Below are 26,085 nucleotides of genomic sequence, written 5' to 3'. Positions count from 1 at the left end.
CCGTCAAGTAGGTGTACCAACTATGGTTGTTTTCTTAAACAAAGTAGATATGGTAGACGACGAAGAGCTTCTTGAGCTTGTTGAGATGGAAGTCCGCGATCTTCTTACAGAGTATGACTTCCCAGGTGATGATATTCCAATCATCAGCGGTTCTGCTCTTAAAGCACTTGAAGGAGTAGAAGAGTACGAAAACAAAATCATCGAGCTTATGCAAGCTGTAGATGATTATATCCCAACTCCAGAACGTGACAAAGACAAGCCATTCATGATGCCTGTTGAGGACGTATTCTCTATCACTGGACGTGGAACAGTTGCAACTGGCCGTGTTGAGCGTGGAGTTCTTAACGTAGGGGACGAAGTTGAAATCATCGGTATCGATGAGACAGCTAGAAAAACAACAGTAACTGGTGTTGAAATGTTCCGTAAGCTTCTTGACTATGCAGAAGCAGGCGACAACATTGGCGCACTTCTTCGTGGTGTAAGCCGCGACGATATCAAGCGTGGACAAGTACTTGCTAAGCCCGGTACAATTACTCCACACACAAACTTCAAAGCTGAAGTTTATGTTCTATCTAAAGAAGAAGGTGGACGTCACACTCCATTCTTCACTAACTATCGTCCACAGTTCTATTTCCGTACTACGGACGTTACTGGTATGCTACCTTCCAGAAGGCGTAGAAATGGTTATGCCTGGCGATAACGTTGAAATGACTGTAGAGCTTATTTCTCCAATCGCTATTGAAGAAGGTACAAAGTTCTCTATCGCGAGGGTGGACGTACTGTTGGTGCCGGTGTTGTAGCAACAATCAAAAGTAATATTCTATGAACTTCCCAGCTGTCAGCTGGGAGTTTTTTTTTAATGCTTTTCAAGATCATGCATATTTTTGAAAAAAAACGGGAAGAGAAAGAGGTACTAAAAAAAGGAGTGAAGCATAATGGAAGAAAAAGTGTTTATTAGTCCTGGTAAATATGTGCAGGGAATGAACGTATTAGATAAAGCCGGCAGTTATATTAAAGAAATGGGAAAAAAGGCAATCATTCTTGCTGACGATTTTGTTTGGGATCTTACAGGAGAGCGAATAACGTCCAGCCTGGAAAAGGAAGAAGTAGGGTCTTTTTACTTTAAATTTAATGGAGAAGCCTCGACAAAAGAAATTGAACGAATAGCTGAAAAAGCGAAAGAAGAACAGGCGGACATGGTAATAGGTGTCGGCGGCGGTAAAACGCTTGATACAGCAAAAGGAGTAAGAGAGATTTTGGATAATGCGGCGTGTGTGATTATTCCTACAACGGCTTCTACGGATGCGCCAACAAGTGCTCTATCGGTTATTTATTCCGACGAAGGGGTATTTGAATCTTATCGATTTTATTCAAAAAACCCTGACTTAATCCTAATGGATTCTAAAGTCATTGCGGAAGCCCCGCCTCGTTTTCTTGCATCAGGTATTGCTGATGCAATGGCTACATGGGTGGAAGCAAAAGCTGCCATTCGTTCCAATTCAAAAGCGATGTCCGGCGGCTTAACGACAATAGCCGGCGCTGCTATTGCGGAAAAGTGTGAAGAAACGCTGTTTGAATACGGAGAGCTTGCATATGAGTCCAATAAACGCCAGGTGGTATCTTACGCCTTGGAACAGATTGTAGAAGCGAACACCCTCTTAAGCGGACTAGGATTCGAGAGCGGCGGCCTGGCTCTGGCTCATGCTATTCATAATGGGTTTACCGTATTGAGCGGTGACATTCACCATATGACACATGGCGAAAAAGTAGCATTTGGCACATTGAGTCAGCTCGTGTTGGAGAATCGTCCGAAGCAGGAGATAGAGAAGTATATTTCCTTTTACTCTGTTTTAGGACTGCCGGTAACGCTGGCAGACCTTCACTTGGACAAAGCATCTGATGAGGATTTGCTTAAAGTGGCCGAGACAGCTTTAACAGAAGGAGAGAGCAGTCACAACTTTCCTGGTGCATTAACAGCATCTCAAGTAGTAGATGCAATGAAAGCGGCGGATCAGTACGCTTCTGTTTATAAAAAAGAAGCTTAATCATAATGCAACAGCAGAGGGCGCTTGCCTTCTGCTGTTTTTTTAATACATTTATTTTCATATTTCTTCTATAGTAAAGGTGCAGTGCAGCAAATAAATTTTTATCAAAAAACCCTTGCAATAAGTGGAGCAAGTCCTTATAATAGATAAAGTGTGACCGCGGCCTGTAGAGAATGCAATTTGTATTCTTATGCGGCGGTTAAGGCGATGATGTGAAAGGTTACCGACACGCCAGGCCCCTTTGCCATGGCTGGCAGTTGGAAAATTTTCATGGAGTATGTCTGTACAAATTCGGGCGAAAAGGAGGGCTCAGCATGGCAAAAGAAAAGATTCGTATTCGTTTAAAAGCTTATGACCACCGTGTTTTAGATCAATCAGCAGAGAAAATCGTTGATACAGCGAAAAGATCAGGTGCAGGAATTTCCGGACCTATCCCGCTTCCTACTGAAAAATCTGTCTATACAGTACTTCGTGCAACGCACAAGTATAAAGACGCACGTGAGCAGTTTGAAATGCGCACACATAAGCGTTTAATTGATATTGTAAGTCCAACACCACAGACGGTAGATGCGCTTATGCGTCTTGATTTACCATCCGGTGTCGACATTGAAATCAAATTATAATCAAAAATAAAAATATAAACTAATATAGGAGGTGTGACTGATGGCCAAAGGAATCTTGGGAAGAAAAGTAGGAATGACTCAATTGTTCAGTGAAAATGGAGAACTTGTACCGGTCACAGTTATCGAAGCAGCGCCGAACGTAGTGCTTCAAACAAAAACATCTGAATCGGATGGTTATGAAGCAGTTCAGCTAGGCTTTTTTGACAAAAAAGAATCACGCTCTAACAAACCGGAAAAAGGGAATGCCGCTAAAGCTGATACAAAGCCCAAGCGCTACGTTAAAGAGATCCTTGATGTTACATTAGAGGATTACACTGGTCAGGAAGTCAAAGTTGACTCGTTCGCTGACGGAGATATCGTAGACGTGACAGGAACTTCAAAAGGTAAAGGATTCCAGGGTGCTATCAAGCGCCATAACCAATCCCGCGGACCTATGTCCCACGGTTCTCGTTATCACCGTCGTCCAGGTTCAATGGGTCCAACTGACCCGAACCACGTATTGAAAGGTAAAAAGCTTCCAGGACGTATGGGTGGCAAAAAAGTTACCGTTCAAAACCTTGAAATCGTAAAAGTGGATGCAGAACGCAACTTAATCCTCGTGAAGGGCAATGTGCCTGGACCAAACAAAAATCTTGTTACCATCAAATCTGCTGTTAAAGCAGCGAAATAATAAGTCACCAAGGAAGGAGGCCCTACTATGCCTAAAGTAGACGTATTGAATCAATCCGGATCTAAAGTCGGAGATGTAGAACTAGCCGAAGGGATTTTCGGTATTGAACCAAACCAGCATGTTCTTCATGAAGCAGTTGTGATGCAGCAAGCATCTATGCGCCAGGGAACACATGCTGTAAAGAACCGCTCTGACAGACGAGGCGGCGGTCGTAAGCCGTGGCGTCAAAAAGGAACAGGACGCGCACGTCAAGGTACTATCCGTGCACCACAATGGGTAGGCGGCGGTGTCGTTTTTGGACCAACACCTAGAAGTTATGCTTATAAGCTTCCAAAGAAAGTGCGCAGACTTGCTATTAAATCTGCTCTTTCTACTAGAGCGAAGGACGGGGACATCGTTGTTCTTGATAACCTTTCTTTAGAAGCACCAAAGACAAAAGAAATGATGACTGTACTATCAAGCCTTTCTGTTGATCAGAAAGCGTTAGTAGTAACAGCTGATTATAATGAGCAAGTAGCATTATCCATTGGAAACATTCCTGGAATCACCTTTGCAACTGTTAAAGACGTGAACGTACTTGAAGTGCTTAAGCACGACAAGCTCGTAATCACGAAAGAAGCGGTAGAAAAGGTAGAGGAGGTGCTCGCATAATGGAAGCACGCGACATTATTAAAAACCCCGTAATCACTGAACGTACTGCTGAATTAATGGAATTAAGACAGTATACTTTTGAAGTGAATGTAAAAGCTAACAAGATACAGATCAAAAAAGCTATCGAAGAAATTTTTGAAGTAAAAGTATCTAGAGTTAATACAATGAACTATAAAGGAAAATTCCGTCGTTTTGGCCGTTACACAGGATTTAAGCCTAACCGTAAAAAGGCGATAATCACGTTAACTGAAGACAGCCAGGAAATTGAGTTTTTCGAAGGAGCATAATTGCTAAGTAAAGGAGGGAAATAAGCATGCCTATTAAAAAGTTTAAGCCGATTACTAACGGTATTCGTCATATGACTGTAAGTGATTTTGGTGAAATAACAACAGATAAGCCGGAAAATCTTTGACTGCACCACTATATAAGAAAGCTGGTAGAAACAACCATGGCCGCATTACGATGCGTCACCAGGGTGGTGGACACAAGCGTCAATACCGCATTATCGATTTCAAGCGTGAGAAGGATGGAGTTCCTGGTAAAGTTGCTACTGTAGAGTACGACCCAAACCGTTCTGCAAATATCGCCCTTATCCATTACGTAGATGGAGAAAAGCGTTATATCCTTGCACCTAAAGGAATCAAAGTAGGACAAATGATCGAATCCGGTTCTGAAGCGGATATCAAAGTTGGAAATGCACTGCCGCTGGTAAACATTCCGGTTGGTACAATCATTCACAACATTGAACTGAAGCCTGGACGCGGAGGACAGCTTGTCCGTTCTGCTGGAGCAGAAGCTCAGATTCTTGGTAAAGAAGGAAAGTACGTTCTTGTTCGTCTAAGATCAGGTGAAACACGCCTTATCCTTGCTACCTGCCGTGCAACGGTAGGACAAGTAGGAAACGTTGAGCATGAGCTTATCAGCATTGGTAAAGCCGGACGCTCCCGTTGGTTGAACAGACGTCCAACTGTACGTGGTTCCGCAATGAACCCAAGTGATCACCCACACGGTGGTGGTGAAGGACGCGCTCCAATCGGACGTGTTGCACCAGTATCTCCATGGGGTACACCGGCACTTGGTTACAAAACACGCAAGAAAAACAAAGACACTGATAAATATATCGTTCGTCGTCGCCGCAATAAAAAATAATCGTGTTGTTCTGCGGTTCGTTGGAATCGCAGCGCAATTGCGAAGGGAGGTACTCTCATGAGCAGAAGTTTGAAAAAAGGACCTTTCATTGATGATCATTTGATGAAAAAAGTCGAAGCACTTAATGAAAGAGATGATAAGAAAGTTATCAGAACATGGTCCAGACGTTCTACTATCTTTCCTAATTTCGTGGGCCACACTATTGCAGTCTATGATGGACGCAAGCACGTTCCGGTTTACGTTCAGGAAGATATGGTCGGTCATAAGCTTGGTGAGTTCGCACCAACAAGAACATTTAAAGGTCACAGACAAGATGACAAGAAGACAAGACGCTAATAAGAGGGGAGGTTCTTTAAATGCAAGCTAAAGCAGTTGCTAAACAAATTCGCATTGCCCCTCGTAAGGCACGGTTAGTCATTGACCTCATTCGGGGCAAAAAGGCTGGAGAGGCCATTGGTATCCTTAAAAATACTACTAAAGGCGCTTCGCCAATTGTCGAAAAAGTACTAAATTCTGCCATCGCAAACGCAGAACACAACTACGAGCTGGAGCCGGAAGATCTTTATATCACAGAAGCCTTCGTTGATGAAGGTGTAACGATGAAAAGATTTCGTCCACGCGCACAAGGCCGTGCAACTAGAATTAACAAAAGAACAAGCCACATCACGATCGTGGTAGCAGAAAAGAAGGAGGGATAACACGTGGGTCAAAAAGTTAATCCTATAGGACTACGCGTTGGTGTCATTCGTGACTGGGATTCTAAATGGTACGCCGAAAAAGAATACGCAACCCTTTTACACGAAGACATTAAAGTGCGTGAGTACATTGAAAATAGACTAAAAGAAGCTTCTGTTTCTAAAATTGAAATTGAACGCGCAGCAAAGCGTGTAAACATCACGATTCACACTGCTAAGCCAGGTATGGTTATTGGTAAGGGTGGTTCTGAAGTGGAATCCCTTCGTAAAAACCTTAACAACCTGACTGATAAAAGAGTTCATATTAACATTGCTGAAATCAAGCAGGCAGATATGGATGCTCGTCTTGTAGCAGAAAACATCGCTCGTCAATTGGAAAACCGTGTTTCTTTCCGTCGTGCAATGAAGCAGACAATCCAACGCACAATGCGCGCAGGCGCTAAAGGAATCAAAACACAGGTATCCGGACGCCTCGGCGGCGCTGATATTGCTCGTGATGAAAGCTATAACGAAGGAACGGTTCCTCTTCACACACTACGTGCCGATATTGATTACGGTACAGCGGAAGCAGATACAACCTACGGCAAGCTCGGAGTTAAGATCTGGATCTACCGTGGAGAAGTCCTTCCAACGAAAGGTACGAAAAAACAGGAAGGGGGCAATTAATAATGTTGTTACCAAAACGTGTTAAATATCGTCGCGAACACCGCGGCAAAATGAGAGGCCGTGCAAAAGGCGGCACAGAAGTAGCATTTGGTGAATACGGTCTTCAGGCTATCGAAGCTTCTTGGATCACAAACCGCCAGATTGAATCAGCTCGTATTGCAATGACTCGTCACATGAAGCGTGGCGGTAAGGTTTGGATTAAAATCTTTCCAGATAAACCTTACACAGCTAAGCCTCTAGAAGTTCGGATGGGTTCCGGTAAAGGTGCTCCTGAAGGATGGGTAGCAGTTGTAAAACCAGGAAAAATTATGTTTGAAATCGCAGGTGTTTCTGAAGAGGTAGCTCGTGAAGCACTTAGACTTGCGTCTCATAAACTTCCAATTAAAACGAAGTTTGTTAAGCGCGAAGAATTGGGTGGTGAGGCAAATGAAAGTTAATGAATTCAGAAACTTAACCACAGCAGAAGTGGAAGCACAGACTGTTTCGTTAAAAGAAGAGTTGTTTAATCTTCGTTTCCAACTGGCGACTGGACAGCTTGAAAATCCAGGTCGCATTCGCAATGTTCGTAAAGACATCGCTCGTGCCAAAACCGTTTTACGTGAACGTGAACTCGGTATAAATAAAGGTTAATAACGATCGAGAGGAGGCCCATTTATATGGCTGAACGCAATCAGCGCAAAGTAATACTGGACGTGTCGTTTCCGACAAAATGGAAAAAACCATTACAGTTGTTGTTGAAACGTACAAAACAGATTCTCTATACGGTAAGCGCGTAAGATATTCTAAAAAATTAAAAGCACATGATGAAAATAATCAAGCCAAAAAAGGCGATGTTGTTAGTATTATGGAAACTCGTCCACTTTCTAAAGACAAGAGATTCCGTCTGTTGGAAGTAGTAGAGGAATCCGTAATTATCTAACATCTTTTCTGAGGAAGGGAGGTTACGTAACCTATGATACAACAAGAGAGTAGATTAAAAGTTGCTGACAATTCAGGTGCACGTCAAGTTCAGTGCATTAAAGTTCTAGGCGGATCTGGACGTAAGACAGCTAATATCGGTGATATGATCGTTTGTTCTGTTAAACAAGCAACACCAGGTGGCGTTGTCAAAAAAGGTGAAGTAGTAAGAGCAGTAATCGTTCGTTCAAAGAGCGGAGCTCGTCGTAAAGATGGTTCTTATATCAGCTTTGACGAAAATGCAGCAGTAATTGTTCGTCCAGATAAAAGCCCAAGAGGAACTCGTATTTTTGGACCAGTTGCAAGAGAACTACGTGAAGCGCAGTACATGAAAATCGTATCGCTTGCTCCAGAAGTACTTTAATAATAGAAAACGAATAGATAGGCCTTGTTAAGGAGGTGCGATTATGTCTCAGAAAAGTCTTAATGTAAAAAAAGGCGACAAAGTGAAAGTGATTACTGGTAAAGATAAAGGCAAAGAGGGTGTCATTTTACAAGCTTTTCCTAAAAAAGAACGTGTTCTTGTTGAGGGGATCAATATTGTAAAAAAGCATGCTAAGCCTTCCAGGATAACCCACAGGGTGGAATTCTAACTCAGGAAGCTGCTATTCACGTGTCCAATGTAATGCCTCTTGACCCGAAAACTGGAGAACCTACCCGAGTAGGATCCAAAGTGGTGGACGGCAAAAAAGTACGCATCGCTAAAAAATCCGGCGAAGCACTTGATAAATAAGTCATTTGACGAAAGGAGGCTAACAGTATGAACGCCTTGAAAGAGAAATACAAAGGAACGATTGTTCCTCATATGCATGAAAAATTCGCTTATTCTTCTGTAATGGGAGTTCCTAAGCTAGATAAAATTGTTATTAACATGGGTGTCGGTGAAGCCGTTCAAAACCCAAAAGCTTTAGATAAAGCAGTAGAAGAGCTTGGTGCCATTAGTGGTCAAAAGCCTCTTGTAACAAAAGCTAAAAAATCCATTGCGGGTTTCAAACTTCGTGAAGGTATGCCAATCGGCACAAAAGTTACTCTTAGAGGAGAGCGCATGTATGACTTCCTTGAGAAGCTGATCAATGTATCTCTTCCACGTGTACGTGACTTCCGTGGTGTATCAAGCAAGTCTTTTGACGGCCGTGGAAACTATACTCTTGGTGTAAGAGAGCAGTTAATCTTCCCGGAAGTTGATTATGATAAGGTAGATAAAGTTCGTGGAATGGATATTGTCATCGTTACAACAGCTGATTCCGATGAGGAATCAAGAGAGCTGCTAACACAGATGGGAATGCCTTTCAAAAAGTAGTATAAATAATAATTTGAAGAGGAGGCATCGACCTTGGCAAAGAAATCGATGATAGCCAAACAGCAGCGTACTCCCAAGTACAATGTGCAAGCATATACAAGATGTGAACGTTGCGGACGTCCTCATTCCGTAATCCGTAAATTTAAATTGTGCAGAATTTGTTTCCGCGAACTCGCGTATAAAGGACAAATTCCAGGCGTTAGAAAAGCAAGCTGGTAAGCCCGAGATAAGGGAAGGAGGTAAAACATTATGGTCATGACAGATCCAATTGCAGATATGCTGACTCGCATTCGTAACTCGAACATCGTTCGTCACGAAAAGCTGGAGATGCCTGCATCTAACATTAAAAAAGAAATCGCTGAAATTCTAAAGAACGAAGGTTTTGTTCGCGACGTAGAATTTGTTGATGAAAAAGCAAGGTCTCATCCGTATCTTCCTTAAGTATGGTGCAGAGAACCAACGCGTTATCACTGGATTGAAAAGAATCAGCAAGCCTGGACTTCGTGTATATGCTAAGTCTGATGAAGTTCCTCGTGTACTTGGCGGTCTTGGAATCGCAGTTATCTCTACATCACACGGTGTGATGAGCGATAAGCAGGCACGTAAAATGGAAATCGGCGGCGAAGTACTCGCTTACGTTTGGTAAGAATAATAAATAAGAACGGAGGTGGAAACATATGTCTCGTATTGGTCTAAAGCCTATAGAAATTCCTGAAGGAGTTACAGTCAGCTTGAATGGTCAACACGTAACGGTAAAAGGCCCTAAGGGTGAATTGAGCCGTGAACTTCACCAGGACATTAAAGTTAATGTCGGTGATGCGGAAGTTACTTTCGAGCGCCCTTCTGACCATAAAAGAGCACCGCTCTTTGCACGGAACAACCAGAAGTGTTGTAAACAATATGGTAGAAGGTGTAACAAAAGGTTATGAGAAAGGCTTGGAACTTGTTGGTGTTGGTTATCGTGCCAGCAAACAAGGTACAAAACTTATCCTTAACGTTGGTTATTCCCATCCTATAGAGATGGTACCAGAAGATGGTATTGAGATTGATGTTCCATCAAACACAAAGGTAATTGTAAAAGGAATCGATAAAGAGCGCGTTGGAGCTGTTGCTTCAAATATTCGTGCCACTAGAAAACCAGAACCTTACAAAGGCAAAGGTGTTCGTTATGAAGGCGAATTTGTTAGACGTAAAGAAGGTAAAACTGGTAAATAACGCTTAATGTAAGGTTAAGAGAGGAGGAGCGTTTCATGATTACTAAATCTACGAAATACGCCAAGCGTAAGAAGCGCCATATGAGCATTCGCAGAAAAATCAAAGGCACTTCTGAACGTCCGCGTCTGAACGTATTCCGTTCTTCCAAGCATATTTATGTACAGCTTATCGATGATGTAAAAGGAGCTACACTAGTGGCTGCCTCTACAACTGAGAAAGAATTAAATATCGAGAACGGTGGAAATATTGAAGCTGCAAAAACGATCGGCGAACTTGTAGCAAAACGTGCGAAAGACAAAGGCTACGAAAATGTAGTATTTGACCGCGGCGGATTTATCTATCACGGACGTGTACAGGCATTAGCTGACTCGGCACGTGAAAATGGACTGAAATTTTAATAGTAAGGAGGGACAGTATGCAAATTGATGCTAGCAAGCTTGAATAGAAGAAAGAGTAGTTACAATCAACCGGTGGTTAAAGTTGTTAAAGGGGACGCCGTTTTCGTTTCGCAGCGCTTGTAGTCGTTGGGGATCGTAACGGACACGTAGGTTTTGGCATGGGAAAAGCACTTGAAGTTCCTGAAGCTATCCGCAAAGCGGTAGAAGCTGCTAAGAAAAATCTAGTGGAAGTGCCAATCGTAAGAACGACTATTCCTCACGTAATCGTAGGACATTTCGGAGCTGGTAACGTACTATTGAAGCCTGCTTCTGAAGGTACTGGAGTTATGCGGGCGGACCTGTACGTGCTGTACTTGAGCTTTCCGGCGTCAGGATATTCTCTCAAATCATTGGGTTCAATAATCCAATCAACATGGTACGCGCAACCATCCAAGGGCTAACTGAGCTGAAGACAGCTGAAGAAGTTGCCAAATTACGTGGAAAAAGCGTGCAAGAATTGTTAGGATAAGGAGGGAAACAACATGGCAAAAAAAATGGAAATTACCCTCAGCCGTAGTTTAATTGGTCGTCCCAAGGATCAGCGTGTGACGGTTAATACTCTGGGTCTTCGCCAAATGCACCACACTGTGGTACAGGAAGACAACGCTGCTATTCGTGGAATGATTAACAAAGTATCTCATCTACTAACTGTAAAAGAACTAGACGCATAATACGATTTCTAAAGGACAGGGAGGTGTCAACATGAAACTTCATGAGTTGAAGCCTGCAAAAGGATCCACAAAAACACGCAATCGCGTGGGACGTGGAGTCGCAACCGGTAATGGAAAAACTTCCGGTCGCGGTCAAAAAGGGCAGAATTCTCGTTCTGGCGGCGGTGTACGTCTTGGATTTGAGGGTGGTCAAAACCCAATTTTCAAACGCCTTCCAAAACGTGGATTCACTAACTATACAAGAAAAGAGTACGCGATCGTTAATATTGAAACGTTAAACCGTTTTGATTCCGGTACAGAAGTTACTCCAGAACTTCTTGTAAAAGAAGGCATTGTGAGTAAAACAAAAAATGGTGTTAAAATCCTTGGGGATGGAAACGTCATTAAAGATCTAACGGTGAAAGCGAACAAGTTCTCAGCTTCTGCTAAAAGTGCAATTGAAGCGGCTGGTGGAAAAACAGAGGTGATCTAATGTTTCGCGCACTCTCCAACATTTTTCGTGTGAGTGATTTAAGAAATAAGATTTTCTTTACTCTTCTCATGCTAGTAGTATTTCGAATAGGAAGCTTTATACCAGTTCCTGGATCTAATCAAGATGTCTTGAATTTCCAGGACCAAGCAAATGCTTTCGGGTTCCTTAACACTTTTGGTGGTGGAGCCCTTTCGAATTACTCTATCTTTGCGATGGGCGTAATGCCCTATATTACTGCATCTATTGTAGTTCAGCTTCTAAGAATGGATGTTGTGCCAAAGTTTACAGAGTGGGCGAAAGAAGGGGAAGCAGGAAGAAGGAAACTAGCGCAGTTTACGCGCTACTTCACCGTTATTCTTGCCTTTATTCAAGGGCTTGGAATGTCTATTGGATTTAATAACTTATTTCCAGGACTTATTCCGAATCCAAGTGTTCCCCAATACATTTTTATAGCACTAATTATGACCACTGGAACAGCATTTTGATGTGGCTTGGTGAGCAGATTACGGCAAAAGGAGTAGGGAATGGTATATCCATCCTTATTTTTGCTGGAATTGCGGCCGGAATCCCGGCGGGTTAAACCAGATCTATGCTACACAAATCGAAGATGCCGGCCAGCAGTTGTTTAGGGAATTGTTACGCTTGCGCTATTTAGCATTAGCGGTACTGATTATTATCGTTGGTGTTATCTTCGTACAGCAGGCAATTCGCAAGGTGGCGATTCAGTACGCTAAACGTTTATCAGGACGAAGCCAGGTAGGCGGACAATCAACGCATATTCCGTTGAAAGTTAACTCTGCTGGTGTTATTCCCGTTATTTTTGCGTTATCGCTCTTCATTTTCCCACCTACGGTTGCCGGGTTAATTGGAGAAGACAACGCCGTGGCGAACTGGATTGTTCAAACTTTGATTATACGCAGCCATTTGGCATGATTATATATGCAGCTTTAATTATCGGGTTCACGTATTTCTATACATTTGTCCAGGTTAATCCTGAGCAGATGGCAGAGAACCTGAAAAAGCAGGGCGGTTATGTCCCGGGTATTAGACCGGGTAAAACAACAGAAACGTTTATCCGGCGTATTTTGTATCGTTTGGACGTTAGTAGGAGCATTGTTTCTTACTGCGGTTTCTCTCATTCCTGTGTTTTTCACAGCACAGATGGGGCTTCCACAGACGATCCAAATCGGCGGAACTGGTCTTCTCATCGGTTGGTGTGGCATTAGATACAATGAAACAGATCGAGAGCCAGCTTATTAAGAGAAGTTATAAAGGGTTTAAAATAGAGAAACCGCACATTAGGGGATGAGGAAGAAAGCCGCCTTGCCCTCACGAAATCGTAAAGATGGAGGAGATATCGTGAATTTGATATTAATGGGGCTTCCGGGTGCCGGTAAAGGTACACAAGCCGAAAAGATTGTAGCAAAGTACAACATTCCTCATATATCAACAGGTGACATGTTTCGTGCAGCCATTAAAGAAGGTACCGAACTCGGTAAAGAAGCAAAGTCTTATATGGATGCAGGGAACCTTGTCCCAGATGAGGTAACGATCGGTATTGTGCGGGAACGATTAAGCAAGAGCGACTGCGAAAGCGGCTTTCTTCTCGATGGTTTTCCCCGTACTGTGGCCCAGGCAGAGGCCCTGGAAGATATACTAAGCTCTTTAGGCAAAAATCTTGATTATGTTCTTAACATTGATGTTCCTAAGGAAAAGCTGGAAGAGCGCCTGACGGGACGCCGTGTATCACCAACTTCAGGCAAAACGTACCATGTTATGTACAACCCTCCTAAACAGGAAGGGATTTGTGATGTAGATGGAAGTGAGCTTGTACAACGCGATGACGATAAACCGGAAACGGTCAGAAAACGCCTTGAAGTGAATATCGAACAGCAGGCAGCCCCTCATTGATTTCTATACAGACAAAGGCTACATTCGCAGTATCAGGGCGACCAGGATATTAATGTAGTTTTTGATGAAATAGATGAGCTGTGAAAGGGATTCATGCATGATCATTTGTAAAAACAGAGCGAGAACTAGACATTATGCGTGAAGCTGGCAGGATCGTCGCGCTGACACACCAAAGAGCTTCAAAAGCCACATCAAACCTGGAGTTACCACACAGGAACTTGATGACATTGCGGACAAAAAAATACGTCAGCACGACGCGATTCCTTCCTTTAAAGGGTATAATGGATTCTCCGGAAGTATCTGTGTATCAGTCAATGAAGAATTGGTGCACGGCATACCGGGTAAAAAAGTATTAAAAGATGGCGACATCATTTCTATAGATATCGGAGCCGAGTATAAGGGCTATCATGGTGATTCTGCCTGGACTTATCCGGTAGGAACGATCACGGACGCCGACCAGCAGCTGCTGGACGTAACAGAAAACTCCTTGTATGAGGGGTTGAAGGAAGCGAAACCGGGAGAACGTCTTACCAATATGTCTCACGCTATTCAGGCATACGCAGAAAAGCACGGCTTTTCAGTAGTTCGTGAGTACGTAGGACATGGAGTCGGGCAGAATCTGCATGAAGACCCGCAGATCCCTCATTACGGTCCTGCAGGAAAAGGACCGCGCTTAAAGACTGGCATGGTGCTTGCCGTAGAACCAATGATCAACGCGGAGAACGTTATGTCCATACTCTTTCTGACAACTGGACAGTTGTTACAACGGATGGGAAAACTGTGCTCATTTTGAGCATACTATTGCCATTACCAATGAAGGATATGAGATACTAACTAAAGCCTGATTAACAATAAAGGTGATGATGAATGAAAGAATCAGAGTCGCTGCCCGGGATCGGCCAGATTGTCCGGATTCGAAAAGGGCGGGAAGCCGGTAATTTTGCTGTAGTCATTGGTTTAGTAGATGATCGTTTTATTTCTAGTAGCAGATGGAGAAAAGCGGAAGTCCGACCGTGGAAAAAGAAAAACAAAAACCACGTTGAGTTTCTGCCGCACATTCTGAAGAAGTAAAGCGAAGTTTAATGGAAACCGGACGTGTGACCAATGCTAAGTTGAGATATGCTCTGATTATATATAAAACAAAGCATAGCACAGAGTTACTGAAGGAAGGAGAGTACATGCATGGCCAAAGATGATGTTATTGAAATGGAAGGTACTGTTCTTGAACCTCTTCCAAACGCAATGTTTCGGTAGAGCTTGAGAACGGACACAAAATTCTAGCGCATGTTTCTGGTAAGATTCGGATGCACTTTATCCGTATACTCCCAGGAGACAAGGTAACCGTTGAAATTTCCCCATATGATTTGTCACGCGGACGTATTACGTACCGCTATAAATAAAAACCGGCAGGATGAGTCGTAGCACGTTTACTCTCGCATGTACTCCAAGCGGTTAAGGAGGTAAATAAACATGAAGGTGAGACCATCAGTCAAACCAATGTGTGAAAAATGTAAAGTAATCCGCCGTAAAGGTACGGTTATGGTTATTTGCTCCAATCCAAAGCACAAACAAAAGCAAGGCTAAATAAAAAGGAGGTGCTCAAATGGCACGTATTGCAGGTATAGATATTCCACGCGATAAGCGTATTGTAATTTCTTTAACGTATGTGTTTGGTATCGGCAAATCGGTAGCACAAGAGATTCTTAAAGAAGCCAACATTGATGAAAGCACGCGGACTCGCGATCTTACAGAAGATGAGCTTGCTAACATTCGTACGGCAGTTGAGAACTATACAGTAGAAGGTGACCTTCGTCGTGAAAAAGTCACTAAACATCAAGCGTCTTATTGAAATCGGAAGCTATCGTGGCATTCGTCATCGCCGTGGTCTTCCTGTAAGAGGACAGAACACGAAGAACAATGCTCGTGGCCGTAAAGGTGCACGTCGCACAGTAGCAAACAAGAAAAAATAAACATTTACGAAAAGGAGGTTAACTTACCATGGCTAAGCCAAAAACAAACAACCGTAAACGCCGTCAGCGTAAGAATATAGAGACTGGAATCGCACACATCCGTTCTACATTTAACAACACGATCGTGACGATTACAGACACACAGGGAAATGCTTTATCTGGGCAAGTGCTGGAGCATTAGGTTTTAGATTCACGTAAATCACTCCTTTTGCGCCGCAGATGGCTGCTGAAACAGCTACTAAAGCTGCAATGGAGCACGGTCTTAAAGCGTAGAAGTAGCTGTTAAAGGACCAGGGTCCGGACGCGAAGCTGCTATCGTTCTTTGCAGGCAACTGGACTTGAGGTAAACATGATCCGTGACGTAACCCCGGTTCCTCATAACGGATGCCGTCCGCCAAAACGCCGTAGAGTATAATTTTCAGAGGTTGGTGCAACGCCTAGCTTTATGATGGATACAGATTTCCTTGTAAAAGCTTATGCATTATAAAGAAACAGGTTCGTCGCTTAATCGAAAGCTGACTAAATGAAAATTCCTAAATCACTTACTGTTGTAAGTAGATGACAGGAAATTCGACGTTTTGAAGGAGGGTATATTGTTAAATGATAGAAATCGAGAAGCCTAATATCGAAACGGTTGAAGTAAGCGAGGATGCCAAATACGGCAAGTTTGTTGTAGAACCACTAGAGCGTGGGTATGGAACAACACTTGGAAACTCCTTACGCCGTATCCTTTTATCCTCTCTTCCAGGATCAGCTGTCACGACAGTTCAAATTGACAGTGTCCTACATGAGTTCTCCACTATTGAAGGTGTGGTAGAGGATGTCACAACCATCATATTAAACTTAAAAAAGCTGGCTCTGAAGATTTATTCAGATGATGAAAAAGTATTGGAAATTGAACAACTGGCGATGGCATTATCAAGGCGAAAGATATTACCCACGATAGTGACGTAGACATCTTAAACCCGGATCTTCATATTGCTACTCTTACTGAAGGAGCCAATCTTCATATGCGTTTAACTGCTAACGTGGAAGAGGATATGTTCCAGCTGAAGGTAACAATGCGGATGTTCCTATTGGTGTTCTTCCTATTGACTCCATTTACACCCAGTATCACGTGTGAACTACCAGGTAGAAAACACTCGTGTCGGGCAGATCACTAACTATGATAAGCTCACTATGGATGTATGGACAGATGGAAGTATCCGCCCTGAAGAAGCAGTATCGCTTGGAGCGAAAATTCTTAATGAGCATTTGAATATCTTCATCGGATTAACAGATCAGGCTCAAAACGCTGAAATTATGGTAGAAAAAGAAGAAGATCAGAAAGAAAAAGTACTTGAGATGACTATCGAAGAACTTGATCTATCTGTCCGTTCTTACAACTGCCTGAAGCGTGCCGGTATTAATACCGTGCAGGAGCTTACCCAGAAATCCGAAGATGACATGATGAAAGTTCGTAACCTCGGACGTAAATCATTGGAAGAAGTTCAAGAAAAGTTAGCGGAACTTGGTTTAGGTCTTCGTAAAGAAGAATAGAGCAGGACACGCAATATTTATGAAGGAGGGAATTAAATGTCTGCATATGCAAAGCTTGGACGTGACAGTTCAGCAAGAAAGGCACTTTCGTGATTTAGCTACAGACTTGATCATCAATGAAAGAATTGAGACTACTGTATCTAAAGCAAAAGAACTGCGCCCTATTATTGAGAAAATGGTAACTCTTGGCAAGCGCGGAGATCTTCACGCACGCCGTCAGGTTGCTGCTTACATTCGTAAAGAGGTTGCTAACGAAGAAACAGGACAGGATGCTGTTCAGAAGTTATTCGATGAAATTGCTCCTCGTTTCGAAGACCGCCAAGGCGGATATACTCGTGTGCTAAAGCAGGTCCCCGTCGCGGAGACGCTGCTGAACTAGCTATTATTGAGTTCGTATAAGTAATCCCACGGGTTGATTAAAAAAGGGCTGGACGGATCTTTAGAGGATTGCGTCTACGCCCTTTTTTAAAAAGCCAAAAGAACCAAATCAAGAGACCAGGTTCTTTCTATGAGAAAGGCCTGGAGCCTCTCTTTTTCTAAAGAAGCAGGCTTCTTTGAAATCCTGGATACAGTTGTATTGAATGGTGAAAAGGAAAAGGTCTGTTAGAGAAAAGAGGAATACCAATGAAGGCAAGTAACATTACAGAATGTTCATTTTCAATATGAAGAAGAGGCCCTGCCGTATTATCCGGCGTGAGTGCTTCTATTCAACATGGAGAATGGATTGCTGTTATTGGCCCGAATGGTTCAGGAAAATCTACATTGTCACGGTTATTTAACGGATTGCTGCTTCCCCGTACAGGAGAGATTTATATCAATGGAAAGTCTATTTTTTCAGACGATGATCTGCCTGTGATTCGAAGAGAAGTGGGGATGGTTTTTCAAAATCCGGATCATCAATTTGTGGCACCTACTGTTAGGGATGATCGCATTTGGAATGGAGAATGCTGGTGTACCTAGAGAAGACATGCTTCAACGTATTGAAACAGTAGCCCGTCAGACGGGAGTAGAAGATATTTTAGATAAAGAACCGCATCGGTTATCCGGTGGACAGAAACAGCGTGTTGCTATCGCTGGGGTAGCTCTCTTATCCATCTATTATGGTATTGGATGAAGCGACCTCTATGCTGGATCAAATGGAAAACAAGAAGTATTACATACGATTCGTTCTCTGCATGCCTCAAGTGATGTGACGATCTTATCTGTAACGCATCAGCTGCATGAAGCTTTAATGGCAGACCGCGTATGGTATATGGAAAACGGACGCATTATTCATGACGTTTACAGCAGAAGAGCTGCTGCACAATCTAGATTGGCTGCAAGAGAAGAACATCCCATTGCCTTATGCTGCATCCTTGTATCAATCTTTAGCACACAAGGGGATTTCCTCCCGGTCATTAGAATCGTTTCTTTGGAGGGAAAAAAGCAGATGAAGGTTTTATTAAAAAACATAGAACATACTTATATGAAAAAGACGCCGTTTGAAAAAAAGGCATTAGCGAATGTTAATGTTAATTTCGAAAAGGGTCTTTTACTGTTATCATCGGCCATACTGGTTCAGGTAAATCCACCTCGTCCAACATATAAACGGCCTATTGAAGCCCCACAGCGGCCAGGTGACGGTAGGTGGACATACGATCGATGCGAAGTCGAAACGAAAGCAGATCAAATCGCTGCGCGAGCATACGGGCATGGTGTTCCAGTATCCGGAGCATCAGCTGTTTGAAGAGACGGTAGAGAAAGATTTATTGTTTGGCCCCCGCAACGCGGGAAAAGAAGAAGCCCGGACGAAAAAAAGGCTTCCGGAACTGCTGGAGCTGGTTGGACTGGATAAGAGTTTTCTCGAGCGTTCCCCATTTGAACTGAGCGGCGGTCAGATGCGTCGTGTAGCGATAGCGGGCGTTCTTTGCCGTAGAGCCGAAAGTGCTGATTCTGGATGAACCAACCGCTGGTCTGGATCCCCAGGGTCAGGAGGAAATTCTGTCATTGTTTAAAACGTGGCAGCAGCAATACCAGACGACAACGATTATGATCACCCATCAGATGGAAGAGGCAGCCCGGCTGGCAGACCGGATTATATGTCATGAGCGAAGGCAGATTATTATGGAGGGACCGCCTTCTGTTATTTATGAAAAACAGACAGAACTGCAGACGCTTCATTTGGATGTGCCGGAGCAGGTCAAAGTTTAAAGCAGATTGAACAGGAGATGGGAGTAACCTTTTCCAGCTACCATCTAACAACCGGAGAAAAGGGCCGTAGAAATTGGAAAGAGACTTCAGCAGAAAAAAAGGCGATAACGATGTTTGAACACGTAATTATAGGCCAGTATCTTCCGGGCCGCTCCATACTTCATCGAATGGATGCGAGAGCGAAGCTTGCTTCTGTCTTTTTTTGATTGCTGCTATTTTCCTGACAAATTCGTGGACCGGATACGCTGTATTAGGCGGAGCGGCAGCGGTTTAATATATCTTTCCTCAGGCGTCCCGTTTCGATACATACGAAAAGGGATGGCTCCGATTTTTCTGTTGGTGCTTTTCACCTTTTTTATTCATGCCCTGTTTACAAGAGAAGGGGAGGTGCTGTTGTCCTTAGGAGCATTTCAGTTCTATGAAGATGGCGTGATTCAGGGGCTTTTCATTGCTCTGCGTCTGCTGCTGCTTGTGTTTTTAACCTCCCTTCTCACACTGACAACGAGTCCGATTGAGTTAACAGATGCCATGGAGCAGTTTTTATCACCGTTGAACCGATTTCGCTTTCCGGCGCATGATGTCGCGATGATGATGTCAATTGCTATCCGGTTTATTCCTACATTAATGCAGGAAACCGAAAAAATTATTAAAGCGCAGACCGCACGCGGCGCTGATTTCAGCAAAGGGTCTTTAAAAGACAGAGCCCAGGCGTTCGTTGCCCTGCTTGTGCCCTTATTTGTACGCTCTTTCAAACGAGCGGAGGATCTGGCATATGCTATGGAAGCAAGGGGCTATAACAGCGGAGCGGAGCGCACAAAGCTCCGTCAGCTCATATGGAAAACAAGAGACACGGCAGCCTGTGTGCTTATCGTGGTGCTCGTGGCAGCATTATTTTTATTAAGGGAGTAACAGAAGTATGAAGCATAGAGTAAAAGCGGTAATCGCTTATGACGGAACAAACTATTCCGGGTGGCAGGTGCAGCAGAACAGCAAAACTCTTCAGGAAGTAATAGAAAAAGGTCTGACCAAAATGCATGAGGGCAGAAAAGTAACGATCTTTGCCTCCGGACGGACCGATGCCGGAGTGCATGCCAATGGACAGACGATTCATTTTGATACGGATTATTATGTTCCCCCGGAGCGGTGGCCGATTACATCGGCAGGACTGTTCCCGCCGGATATTCAAATAGTGTCTGCCGAATACGTGGATCCTTCGTTTCATGCCCGTTATGATGCTCTCGGCAAAGAGTACCGCTACCGGGTCCTTGCTACGAGAACAAGAGACGTTTTTCCGCCGCCATTATACGTATTTTTACCCAAAGCCGGTGCAGGTGGAGAAAATGCGGGAGGCACTGCCTTTTATCGAAGGAACCCATAATTTTGCCTCTTTCTGTTCTACGGGGACGTCCGTGACAAGCACGGTTCGGACCATTTATGAGGCGCGTATTGAAACACATGGGGATGAACTGCATTTTGTATTTAAAGGAAACGGCTTTTTATATAACATGGTCCGTATTTTAGTAGGGACATTTCTTCTGGTGGGCACAGGCAGTATGAAACCGGGGGACATGCAGGCTGTTCTGGAAGCAGAAGACAGGAAAAAAGCAGGCCGGACTGCCCCCGGGCACGGCCTTTACCTGGAACGTGTTGTATACGAGGAAGGCCCGTTCTGACGGTAAAAAAGCAGGTTCCAAAAAATCTTTTAAAAAACAACGATTCCTGGTGTACATTGCATTGACATTAAGTAATGCATGTTATATGATAGTTGTTGGCATTTCAAAGTCCCACAGCCCCGGGATACGGAATGATAATGGACGATGACAATTGACAAAAACCAATAAAAAAAGAACTAATTAGGAGGGAAAAAATAATGCGTACAACATACATGGCAAAGCCAAAAGAGCTTGAACAGAAATGGCACGTTGTAGATGCTGACGGACAGACTCTTGGACGTCTTTCCAGCGAAGTAGCATCCATCCTTCGCGGCAAGAATAAGCCTCAGTTTACTCCTCATGTTGATATGGGAGACCACGTTATTATTATTAATGCAGGAAAGATTCATCTTACAGGGAAGAAACTCCGTGATAAGATCTACTACAAGCACAGTGGACATCCAGGCGGCCTGAAAGAAACAACTGCCGGAGATATGCGTGCAAATAAGCCGGAGAGAATGCTTGAACTTGCTATTAAAGGCATGCTTCCAAAAACATCTCTCGGTCGTGTACAGTCTAGAAAGCTTCACGTATTTGCAGGTTCTGAACACAATCATCAAGCACAACAGCCAGAGAAGTACGAACTTCGCGGCTAAATTAGAAGGAGGGAAATTATATTATGGCACAAGTGCAATACTACGGTACCGGACGTCGTAAGAATTCTGTTGCTCGTGTTTTTGTCGTACCAGGCGATGGCCGTGTGACGATAAACAACCGCGACATTGATGAATACTTCAACTTCGAAACACTAAAGCTTATTGTAAACCAACCACTCGTTGAAACGGGAACTGAAGGTCAGTACGACCTTAAAGTGAACGTAAACGGCGGTGGATTCACAGGACAGGCCGGCGCTATCCGCCACGGTGTAGCCCGTGCGCTTTTAGACGTTGATCCTGATTTCCGTAAGTCTCTTAAAGCTGCCGGATTCCTTACACGTGACCCACGTATGAAAGAACGTAAGAAGCCAGGTCTTAAATCAGCCCGTCGTGCTCCTCAGTTCTCAAAGCGTTAATCATCTTATTCAAAACCTTTCAGCCTTATTGGCTGGAAGGTTTTTTTGCGGGCAGGCTCAATGTAGTTGACTTTCGGAAGAGTTCGGGATAAATTACGAACATAACCTGTTAGGAGGGAAGCGCCATGATCAGCGCACAGTTAGAAAAATGTGTACGAAAAGCCCTGCACTGTAGAGAAGGCAATACGTATGGGGGAATCGTCACGGCTCAGTCGATAGAAGGCAGAGGCGGTATATTTACAGCAGCTTCTATTTCACTTGCTCATTACTATAGAGTAGGCAGTGAAGCGTCCAAGAAAAAAATAGAAGATATTTTAAATAAAGCTTCTTTTTTTCAGGAAAATCCACTGGAAGAAAACCCAGAGCTTGCCGAAGAAATATTGAACGAAATTAAACTGATGCAGGAAGAAATCTTTATTGATCGATTTCAAGTCGATTGAAGGCCCGACACCGGCGAGGTGTCTTTTTTATACCTTTTTATACAAAAGGCATAATCTTTCATCTGATATACATACTTTAGTTGTAATACTATGTAATCATAATATATACTTAATATGTAAATAAGTGATCGTAATAGATAGCGCTGCGTCCAGTAAATATAATGCAGCTGCCATACCAAGCAGGAGGAAAAAATATGAGCAACCAAAGGCGGGATGTTCGTTTTAATTTTGAGTCTCATCCTATTGAAGGAATGTTTTCGATTTATAAAATGCATGAAGAAATTATCGACAGCAAGCCGGCTCGTATGTATCTTCAGGATTTATCCGCCGGCGGTCTGCGCTTTTCCACCAGGCTGGATATTCCTTTGTCGGAGGATGTAATGTATTGTTTTACTTTTCAAACGCTGCAGACACCTTTTAAACTGTACGGCTGTATACAGCGTAAAGAAAAAGAGGGCAGCCGTTATTATTACGGGGTAAAGCTCGTACACAGTGACAAGCAGATGCGGCTGAAAATCATTCAAATTGTTAATCGGCTTGCTATTAATAGACGCAAAAGGGAGCGGTTGATTAAAGGCAGATAGGATTTATTTTGCCGGTTTGTATAGCAAACGTTTGAAAAGCACCTAGAAAACAATGTATGCTAGGAGCAGAACAAATTGCTGCTAAAAGGATGGTGTCCGTTTTGATCACAGAAGAGCAGGTCCTCGAGGCCTTAAAGAGTATAGAGGATCCCGATTTAAATAAAAGCGTAACAGAAACAGGCGGAGTAAGAAGCGTACGAATTAAAAACGGCAATGTAAGCGTTAAGATTGCCCTTGCCCGTACTGGTACGCCAGAACAAATGAAAGTACAGCAGGACGTAGTTAAATTGTTAAAAGATGCCGGAGCAGAATCCGTTGGTCTACGTTTTGAAGCGTTGGAAGAAGAAGAAGTAGAAAAACACGGCGGTGGATCTTCTGCGGCTGCGTCTGCGTCCTTATTGTCCAAAGATAATAAAGCAGAAATTTATTGCTGTAACAAGTGGTAAGGGCGGCGTCGGAAAGTCTACCGTGTCGGTTAACCTTGCAGTGGCGCTTGCCAGAGCAGGGAAAAAAGTTGGTATCATTGATGCAGACATCTATGGCTTCAGTGTACCGGACATGATGGGAATTGACACACGTCCCAAGGTAGAAAACGACCGTATTTTCCCGGTAGAACGCTTTGGCGTAAAAGTCATGTCCATGGGCTTTTTCGTAGAAGACAATGCTCCAGTAATCTGGAGAGGTCCGATGCTTGGAAAAATGTTAAATAACTTCTTTAACGAAGTAGAGTGGGGCGAGCTCGACTACATCGTGCTGGATCTTCCGCCAGGTACTGGTGACGTAGCCCTTGATATCCACACGATGCTTCCGGAATGCAAAGAAATTGTGGTCACAACACCGCATGCAACCGCAGCTTTTGTAGCAGCGCGCGCAGGAGCAATGGCGATCAGGACCCATCATGAAATTCTGGGCATTGTGGAAAACATGGCCTACTTTGAAAGCAAAGTTACCGGAGAAAAGGAATTTGTATTCGGTGAAGGCGGCGGAGAACGTTTAAAAGACGAGCTGAAAACAGAAGTACTCGGACGTATTCCTCTAGGGCAGCCAACCGAAAACAAAAATGTCTTTGCACCTTCAGTATATGAAGAAGAACATCAAATTGGTGGTATTTATAAAGACATGGCCCAACGCGTGGTCGAGAAAATCGGAAAATAATACGATAAAGCACTTCTTTTCTTTTACATAAAGAAAGGAAGTGTTTTTTTTATGCAGTGTGAAGCGGTTTCAAATACCAGGTAGCTTTTTTTATGCCTGCTTGATAGAATTTACAAGAAGCCACATGTGAAGACATAAGGGGTGCAGCAATAGTGAATGCGAGGAAAGTAGTTTACCTGTTTTTTTCTACACTGCTGATAGGGGCATTGAGCGGAGCAGTAGTAGGTATAGTAATAGACCCCTCTACATATTTCAGCGGCGGGTTTTTAAATTTTTTGTTTGGACTAATCTGGATTTTGGGGATCAGCGCAGCCATCAGCCTGGTAGCTCAGATGGGATACTTTGCTTATTTAACTCTGCATCGTTTTGCCCTGAGCCTGTTTAAGACAACAAAGCTGTGGAATCGTGTGCAGATAGTGCTGATTGCTTTTGTGTTTTTTGATCTCGTTTATTTTCGTTATACCGCTTTTGCGGAGGGCACCGAAACCATTCTCGATTATATGGTAATGCCGATAATCTTTCTGGCGCTTGCGGGGGCTGTGGCCTATCGAAAGAAAATAGAAACAAACAGCCAGGCTTTTGTTCCAGCTTTCTTCTTTATGTTTGTGGTCACGACAATTGAGTGGCTGCCGGCTCTTACAGTGGGAACGGTAAATGAATCCAAATGGCTGTGGATCTATATTACACCTCTGTTTGTGTCTAACGCCTGGCAGCTGCTGCTTCTTCACCGATTAACAAAAAACAGCGGTCCGGCACTGAAAAAGAAGCCTCTTTGATCCTAAAAAAAGAGGCTTCTTTCTATTTAGAAATAAAGATATAGAAAAAAAGAAAAATACTGAATAAAATGATTTTGAGAGAATATGAAAAAATAACGCATAACATGTTGACGTTTATTAAGCGACCATGGTACATTACTTCTTGCGCCACAAAAGACGAAATAACAAAGCGCAGTTGGAAAACAAAAAAACAAAAATAAAGTATTGACTTACTTTGACCAACTTGATATACTATGAAAGTCGCCAAATTGAGGCGAAGCAGCAAAACACGTGTCCTTTGAAAATGGAATGAAAACAACGCGCGAACAACAAGTCGCGGCAGGCAAGGCCTGCTGCGCAAGTAAGACCAGCAAGAACTAAGCATCAACTTTCATGGAGAGTTTGATCTTGGCTCAGGACGAACGCTGGCGGCGTGCCTAATACATGCAAGTCGAGCGCATGCACCCGGCGGACCTCTTCGGAGGGAAACCGGGGAATTGAGCGGCGGACGGGTGAGTAACACGTGGGCAACCTGCCCTCTAGACGGGGATAACTCCGGGAAACCGGAGCTAATACCCGATAATCAAGCAGATCACCTGATCTGCTTGTAAAAGCATGGCCTTCGGCCATGCACTGGAGGATGGGCCCGCGGCGTATTAGCTAGTTGGAGAGGTAAGGGCTCCCCAAGGCGACGATACGTAGCCGACCTGAGAGGGTGATCGGCCACACTGGGACTGAGACACGGCCCAGACTCCTACGGGAGGCAGCAGTAGGGAATCATCCGCAATGGACGAAAGTCTGACGGTGCAACGCCGCGTGAGTGATGAAGGTTTTCGGATCGTAAAGCTCTGTTGTGAGGGAAGAACAAGGGCGGTTCTAACAGGGCCGCCCCCTGACGGTACCTCACCAGAAAGCCCCGGCTAACTACGTGCCAGCAGCCGCGGTAATACGTAGGGGGCAAGCGTTGTCCGGAATTATTGGGCGTAAAGCGCGCGCAGGCGGTTCCTTAAGTCTGATGTGAAAGCCCACGGCTCAACCGTGGAGGGTCATTGGAAACTGGGAACTGGAATGCAGAAGAGGAGAGTGGAATTCCACGTGTAGCGGTGAAATGCGTAGATATGTGGAGGAACACCAGTGGCGAAGGCGGCTCTCTGGTCTGTTATTGACGCTGAGGCGCGAAAGCGTGGGGAGCAAACAGGATTAGATACCCTGGTAGTCCACGCCGTAAACGATGAGTGCTAGGTGTTAGGGGTTTCGATGCCCTTA

Annotated in this window: 27 protein-coding genes, 1 rRNA gene and 18 pseudogenes; all 46 read left to right on the top strand. The window is 43.8% G+C overall.

The annotated features are described in order from the left end of the window. A pseudogene (locus MMY81_RS31165) lies at positions 1-826 on the top strand (elongation factor Tu); the annotation flags it as partial. 109 nt (positions 827-935) lie between these two features. After that, positions 936-2,045, top strand: coding sequence for a glycerol dehydrogenase (locus tag MMY81_RS31160; protein ID WP_252315878.1), 1,110 nt, complete (start codon positions 936-938; stop codon positions 2,043-2,045). Between the two features lie 314 nt (positions 2,046-2,359). Next, positions 2,360-2,668, top strand: a complete 309-nt coding sequence (rpsJ, locus tag MMY81_RS31155; protein WP_252315877.1) for a 30S ribosomal protein S10 — start codon at positions 2,360-2,362, stop codon at positions 2,666-2,668. A 40-nt stretch (positions 2,669-2,708) separates the two neighbouring features. Next, positions 2,709-3,338 (top strand): 50S ribosomal protein L3, encoded by a 630-nt coding sequence (gene rplC, locus MMY81_RS31150; protein ID WP_252315876.1) that lies wholly within the window; start codon positions 2,709-2,711, stop codon positions 3,336-3,338. Between the two features lie 27 nt (positions 3,339-3,365). Beyond that, complete coding sequence (rplD, locus tag MMY81_RS31145) at positions 3,366-3,989, top strand: 50S ribosomal protein L4 (protein WP_252315875.1); 624 nt, start codon at positions 3,366-3,368, stop codon at positions 3,987-3,989. Next, on the top strand, positions 3,986-4,276 hold the full coding sequence (gene rplW, locus MMY81_RS31140; protein ID WP_252315880.1) for a 50S ribosomal protein L23: 291 nt from the start codon (positions 3,986-3,988) through the stop codon (positions 4,274-4,276). Before rplD ends, rplW begins: the two co-directional genes overlap by 4 nt. 26 nt (positions 4,277-4,302) lie before the next feature. Further along, positions 4,303-5,138: pseudogene (gene rplB, locus MMY81_RS31135) on the top strand (50S ribosomal protein L2). A 57-nt stretch (positions 5,139-5,195) separates the two neighbouring features. Then, on the top strand, positions 5,196-5,474 hold the full coding sequence (gene rpsS / locus MMY81_RS31130; RefSeq protein WP_252315874.1) for a 30S ribosomal protein S19: 279 nt from the start codon (positions 5,196-5,198) through the stop codon (positions 5,472-5,474). A gap of 20 nt (positions 5,475-5,494) precedes the next feature. After that, entirely contained in the window at positions 5,495-5,836 is a 342-nt protein-coding gene (rplV, locus tag MMY81_RS31125; RefSeq protein ID WP_120194591.1) for a 50S ribosomal protein L22, read from the top strand. 3 nt (positions 5,837-5,839) lie between these two features. Then, the gene (gene rpsC, locus MMY81_RS31120) at positions 5,840-6,499 is read left to right on the top strand and encodes a 30S ribosomal protein S3 (RefSeq protein ID WP_252315873.1); all 660 of its coding nucleotides are present in this window, start codon (positions 5,840-5,842) and stop codon (positions 6,497-6,499) included. Between the two features lie 2 nt (positions 6,500-6,501). Beyond that, on the top strand, positions 6,502-6,936 hold the full coding sequence (gene rplP, locus MMY81_RS31115) for a 50S ribosomal protein L16 (RefSeq protein ID WP_252315872.1): 435 nt from the start codon (positions 6,502-6,504) through the stop codon (positions 6,934-6,936). Then, positions 6,926-7,129: a 50S ribosomal protein L29 gene (rpmC, locus tag MMY81_RS31110; protein WP_120194594.1), complete on the top strand. Its 204-nt coding sequence runs from the start codon at positions 6,926-6,928 to the stop codon at positions 7,127-7,129. The genes rplP and rpmC overlap by 11 nt, the downstream gene beginning before the upstream one ends. A 26-nt stretch (positions 7,130-7,155) precedes the next feature. Next, positions 7,156-7,418, top strand: a pseudogene (gene rpsQ, locus MMY81_RS31105) (30S ribosomal protein S17). Between the two features lie 33 nt (positions 7,419-7,451). After that, the gene (rplN, locus tag MMY81_RS31100) at positions 7,452-7,820 is read left to right on the top strand and encodes a 50S ribosomal protein L14 (RefSeq protein ID WP_120194596.1); all 369 of its coding nucleotides are present in this window, start codon (positions 7,452-7,454) and stop codon (positions 7,818-7,820) included. Positions 7,821-7,863: 43 nt separating this feature from the next. After that, positions 7,864-8,189: pseudogene (gene rplX, locus MMY81_RS31095) on the top strand (50S ribosomal protein L24). A gap of 27 nt (positions 8,190-8,216) precedes the next feature. Next, a complete protein-coding gene (gene rplE / locus MMY81_RS31090; protein WP_252315871.1) occupies positions 8,217-8,756 on the top strand; it encodes a 50S ribosomal protein L5 in 540 nt (179 codons plus the stop codon). Positions 8,757-8,789: 33 nt separating this feature from the next. Then, the gene (locus MMY81_RS31085) at positions 8,790-8,975 is read left to right on the top strand and encodes a type Z 30S ribosomal protein S14 (RefSeq protein ID WP_120194599.1); all 186 of its coding nucleotides are present in this window, start codon (positions 8,790-8,792) and stop codon (positions 8,973-8,975) included. Positions 8,976-9,005: 30 nt separating this feature from the next. Beyond that, a pseudogene (gene rpsH / locus MMY81_RS31080) lies at positions 9,006-9,402 on the top strand (30S ribosomal protein S8). Between the two features lie 31 nt (positions 9,403-9,433). After that, a pseudogene (gene rplF, locus MMY81_RS31075) lies at positions 9,434-9,971 on the top strand (50S ribosomal protein L6). Positions 9,972-10,006: 35 nt separating this feature from the next. After that, the gene (gene rplR, locus MMY81_RS31070) at positions 10,007-10,369 is read left to right on the top strand and encodes a 50S ribosomal protein L18 (protein ID WP_252315870.1); all 363 of its coding nucleotides are present in this window, start codon (positions 10,007-10,009) and stop codon (positions 10,367-10,369) included. Between the two features lie 17 nt (positions 10,370-10,386). Beyond that, positions 10,387-10,877 (top strand): annotated as a pseudogene (gene rpsE, locus MMY81_RS31065) (30S ribosomal protein S5). A gap of 13 nt (positions 10,878-10,890) precedes the next feature. Next, entirely contained in the window at positions 10,891-11,079 is a 189-nt protein-coding gene (gene rpmD / locus MMY81_RS31060; protein ID WP_252315869.1) for a 50S ribosomal protein L30, read from the top strand. Between the two features lie 31 nt (positions 11,080-11,110). Then, on the top strand, positions 11,111-11,551 hold the full coding sequence (rplO, locus tag MMY81_RS31055) for a 50S ribosomal protein L15 (RefSeq protein ID WP_120194605.1): 441 nt from the start codon (positions 11,111-11,113) through the stop codon (positions 11,549-11,551). Beyond that, a pseudogene (gene secY, locus MMY81_RS31050) lies at positions 11,551-12,860 on the top strand (preprotein translocase subunit SecY). The gene rplO and the pseudogene secY overlap by 1 nt, the downstream one beginning before the upstream one ends. 50 nt (positions 12,861-12,910) lie before the next feature. Then, positions 12,911-13,546: pseudogene (locus tag MMY81_RS31045) on the top strand (adenylate kinase). A 13-nt stretch (positions 13,547-13,559) separates the two neighbouring features. Continuing rightward, a pseudogene (gene map / locus MMY81_RS31040) lies at positions 13,560-14,307 on the top strand (type I methionyl aminopeptidase). Positions 14,308-14,329: 22 nt separating this feature from the next. Further along, on the top strand, positions 14,330-14,533 hold the full coding sequence (locus tag MMY81_RS34720) for a hypothetical protein (RefSeq protein ID WP_308215539.1): 204 nt from the start codon (positions 14,330-14,332) through the stop codon (positions 14,531-14,533). 111 nt (positions 14,534-14,644) lie between these two features. After that, positions 14,645-14,862 (top strand): annotated as a pseudogene (infA, locus tag MMY81_RS31030) (translation initiation factor IF-1). Between the two features lie 70 nt (positions 14,863-14,932). Beyond that, entirely contained in the window at positions 14,933-15,046 is a 114-nt protein-coding gene (gene rpmJ / locus MMY81_RS31025; RefSeq protein WP_120194610.1) for a 50S ribosomal protein L36, read from the top strand. Between the two features lie 19 nt (positions 15,047-15,065). Beyond that, positions 15,066-15,432, top strand: a pseudogene (gene rpsM, locus MMY81_RS31020) (30S ribosomal protein S13). Positions 15,433-15,460: 28 nt separating this feature from the next. Continuing rightward, positions 15,461-15,847 (top strand): annotated as a pseudogene (rpsK, locus tag MMY81_RS31015) (30S ribosomal protein S11). 185 nt (positions 15,848-16,032) lie between these two features. After that, positions 16,033-16,971, top strand: a pseudogene (locus MMY81_RS31010) (DNA-directed RNA polymerase subunit alpha). 36 nt (positions 16,972-17,007) lie between these two features. Continuing rightward, positions 17,008-17,370, top strand: a pseudogene (gene rplQ / locus MMY81_RS31005) (50S ribosomal protein L17). A gap of 294 nt (positions 17,371-17,664) precedes the next feature. Continuing rightward, on the top strand, positions 17,665-17,931 hold the full coding sequence (locus MMY81_RS36105; RefSeq protein WP_374563258.1) for an ATP-binding cassette domain-containing protein: 267 nt from the start codon (positions 17,665-17,667) through the stop codon (positions 17,929-17,931). Beyond that, positions 17,873-18,085, top strand: a complete 213-nt coding sequence (locus tag MMY81_RS31000) for an ATP-binding cassette domain-containing protein (protein ID WP_252315868.1) — start codon at positions 17,873-17,875, stop codon at positions 18,083-18,085. The genes MMY81_RS36105 and MMY81_RS31000 overlap by 59 nt, the downstream gene beginning before the upstream one ends. 481 nt (positions 18,086-18,566) lie before the next feature. After that, positions 18,567-18,911 (top strand): ATP-binding cassette domain-containing protein, encoded by a 345-nt coding sequence (locus MMY81_RS30995; protein WP_252315867.1) that lies wholly within the window; start codon positions 18,567-18,569, stop codon positions 18,909-18,911. Next, positions 18,895-19,161 (top strand): hypothetical protein, encoded by a 267-nt coding sequence (locus MMY81_RS30990; RefSeq protein WP_252315866.1) that lies wholly within the window; start codon positions 18,895-18,897, stop codon positions 19,159-19,161. The genes MMY81_RS30995 and MMY81_RS30990 overlap by 17 nt, the downstream gene beginning before the upstream one ends. 110 nt (positions 19,162-19,271) lie before the next feature. Next, positions 19,272-20,070: pseudogene (locus tag MMY81_RS30985) on the top strand (energy-coupling factor transporter transmembrane component T family protein). 7 nt (positions 20,071-20,077) lie between these two features. Further along, a pseudogene (gene truA, locus MMY81_RS30980) lies at positions 20,078-20,834 on the top strand (tRNA pseudouridine(38-40) synthase TruA). A 197-nt stretch (positions 20,835-21,031) separates the two neighbouring features. Then, a complete protein-coding gene (gene rplM, locus MMY81_RS30975) occupies positions 21,032-21,469 on the top strand; it encodes a 50S ribosomal protein L13 (protein ID WP_252315865.1) in 438 nt (145 codons plus the stop codon). 23 nt (positions 21,470-21,492) lie between these two features. Then, the gene (rpsI, locus tag MMY81_RS30970) at positions 21,493-21,885 is read left to right on the top strand and encodes a 30S ribosomal protein S9 (protein ID WP_120194620.1); all 393 of its coding nucleotides are present in this window, start codon (positions 21,493-21,495) and stop codon (positions 21,883-21,885) included. Between the two features lie 125 nt (positions 21,886-22,010). Beyond that, entirely contained in the window at positions 22,011-22,325 is a 315-nt protein-coding gene (locus MMY81_RS30965; protein ID WP_252315864.1) for a hypothetical protein, read from the top strand. A gap of 194 nt (positions 22,326-22,519) precedes the next feature. Next, positions 22,520-22,909, top strand: a complete 390-nt coding sequence (locus tag MMY81_RS30960) for a PilZ domain-containing protein (RefSeq protein ID WP_252315863.1) — start codon at positions 22,520-22,522, stop codon at positions 22,907-22,909. 101 nt (positions 22,910-23,010) lie between these two features. Next, positions 23,011-24,064 (top strand): annotated as a pseudogene (locus MMY81_RS30950) (Mrp/NBP35 family ATP-binding protein). Between the two features lie 152 nt (positions 24,065-24,216). Further along, a complete protein-coding gene (locus MMY81_RS30945; RefSeq protein ID WP_252315861.1) occupies positions 24,217-24,840 on the top strand; it encodes a KinB-signaling pathway activation protein in 624 nt (207 codons plus the stop codon). Positions 24,841-25,209: 369 nt separating this feature from the next. After that, positions 25,210-26,085, top strand: a 16S ribosomal RNA gene (locus MMY81_RS30940); the annotation flags it as partial.

The organism is Sinobaca sp. H24, from assembly GCF_023845525.1.
Note: the sequence above shows the minus strand (reverse complement) of the source record. Positions and strands in the feature narration are given on the sequence as shown.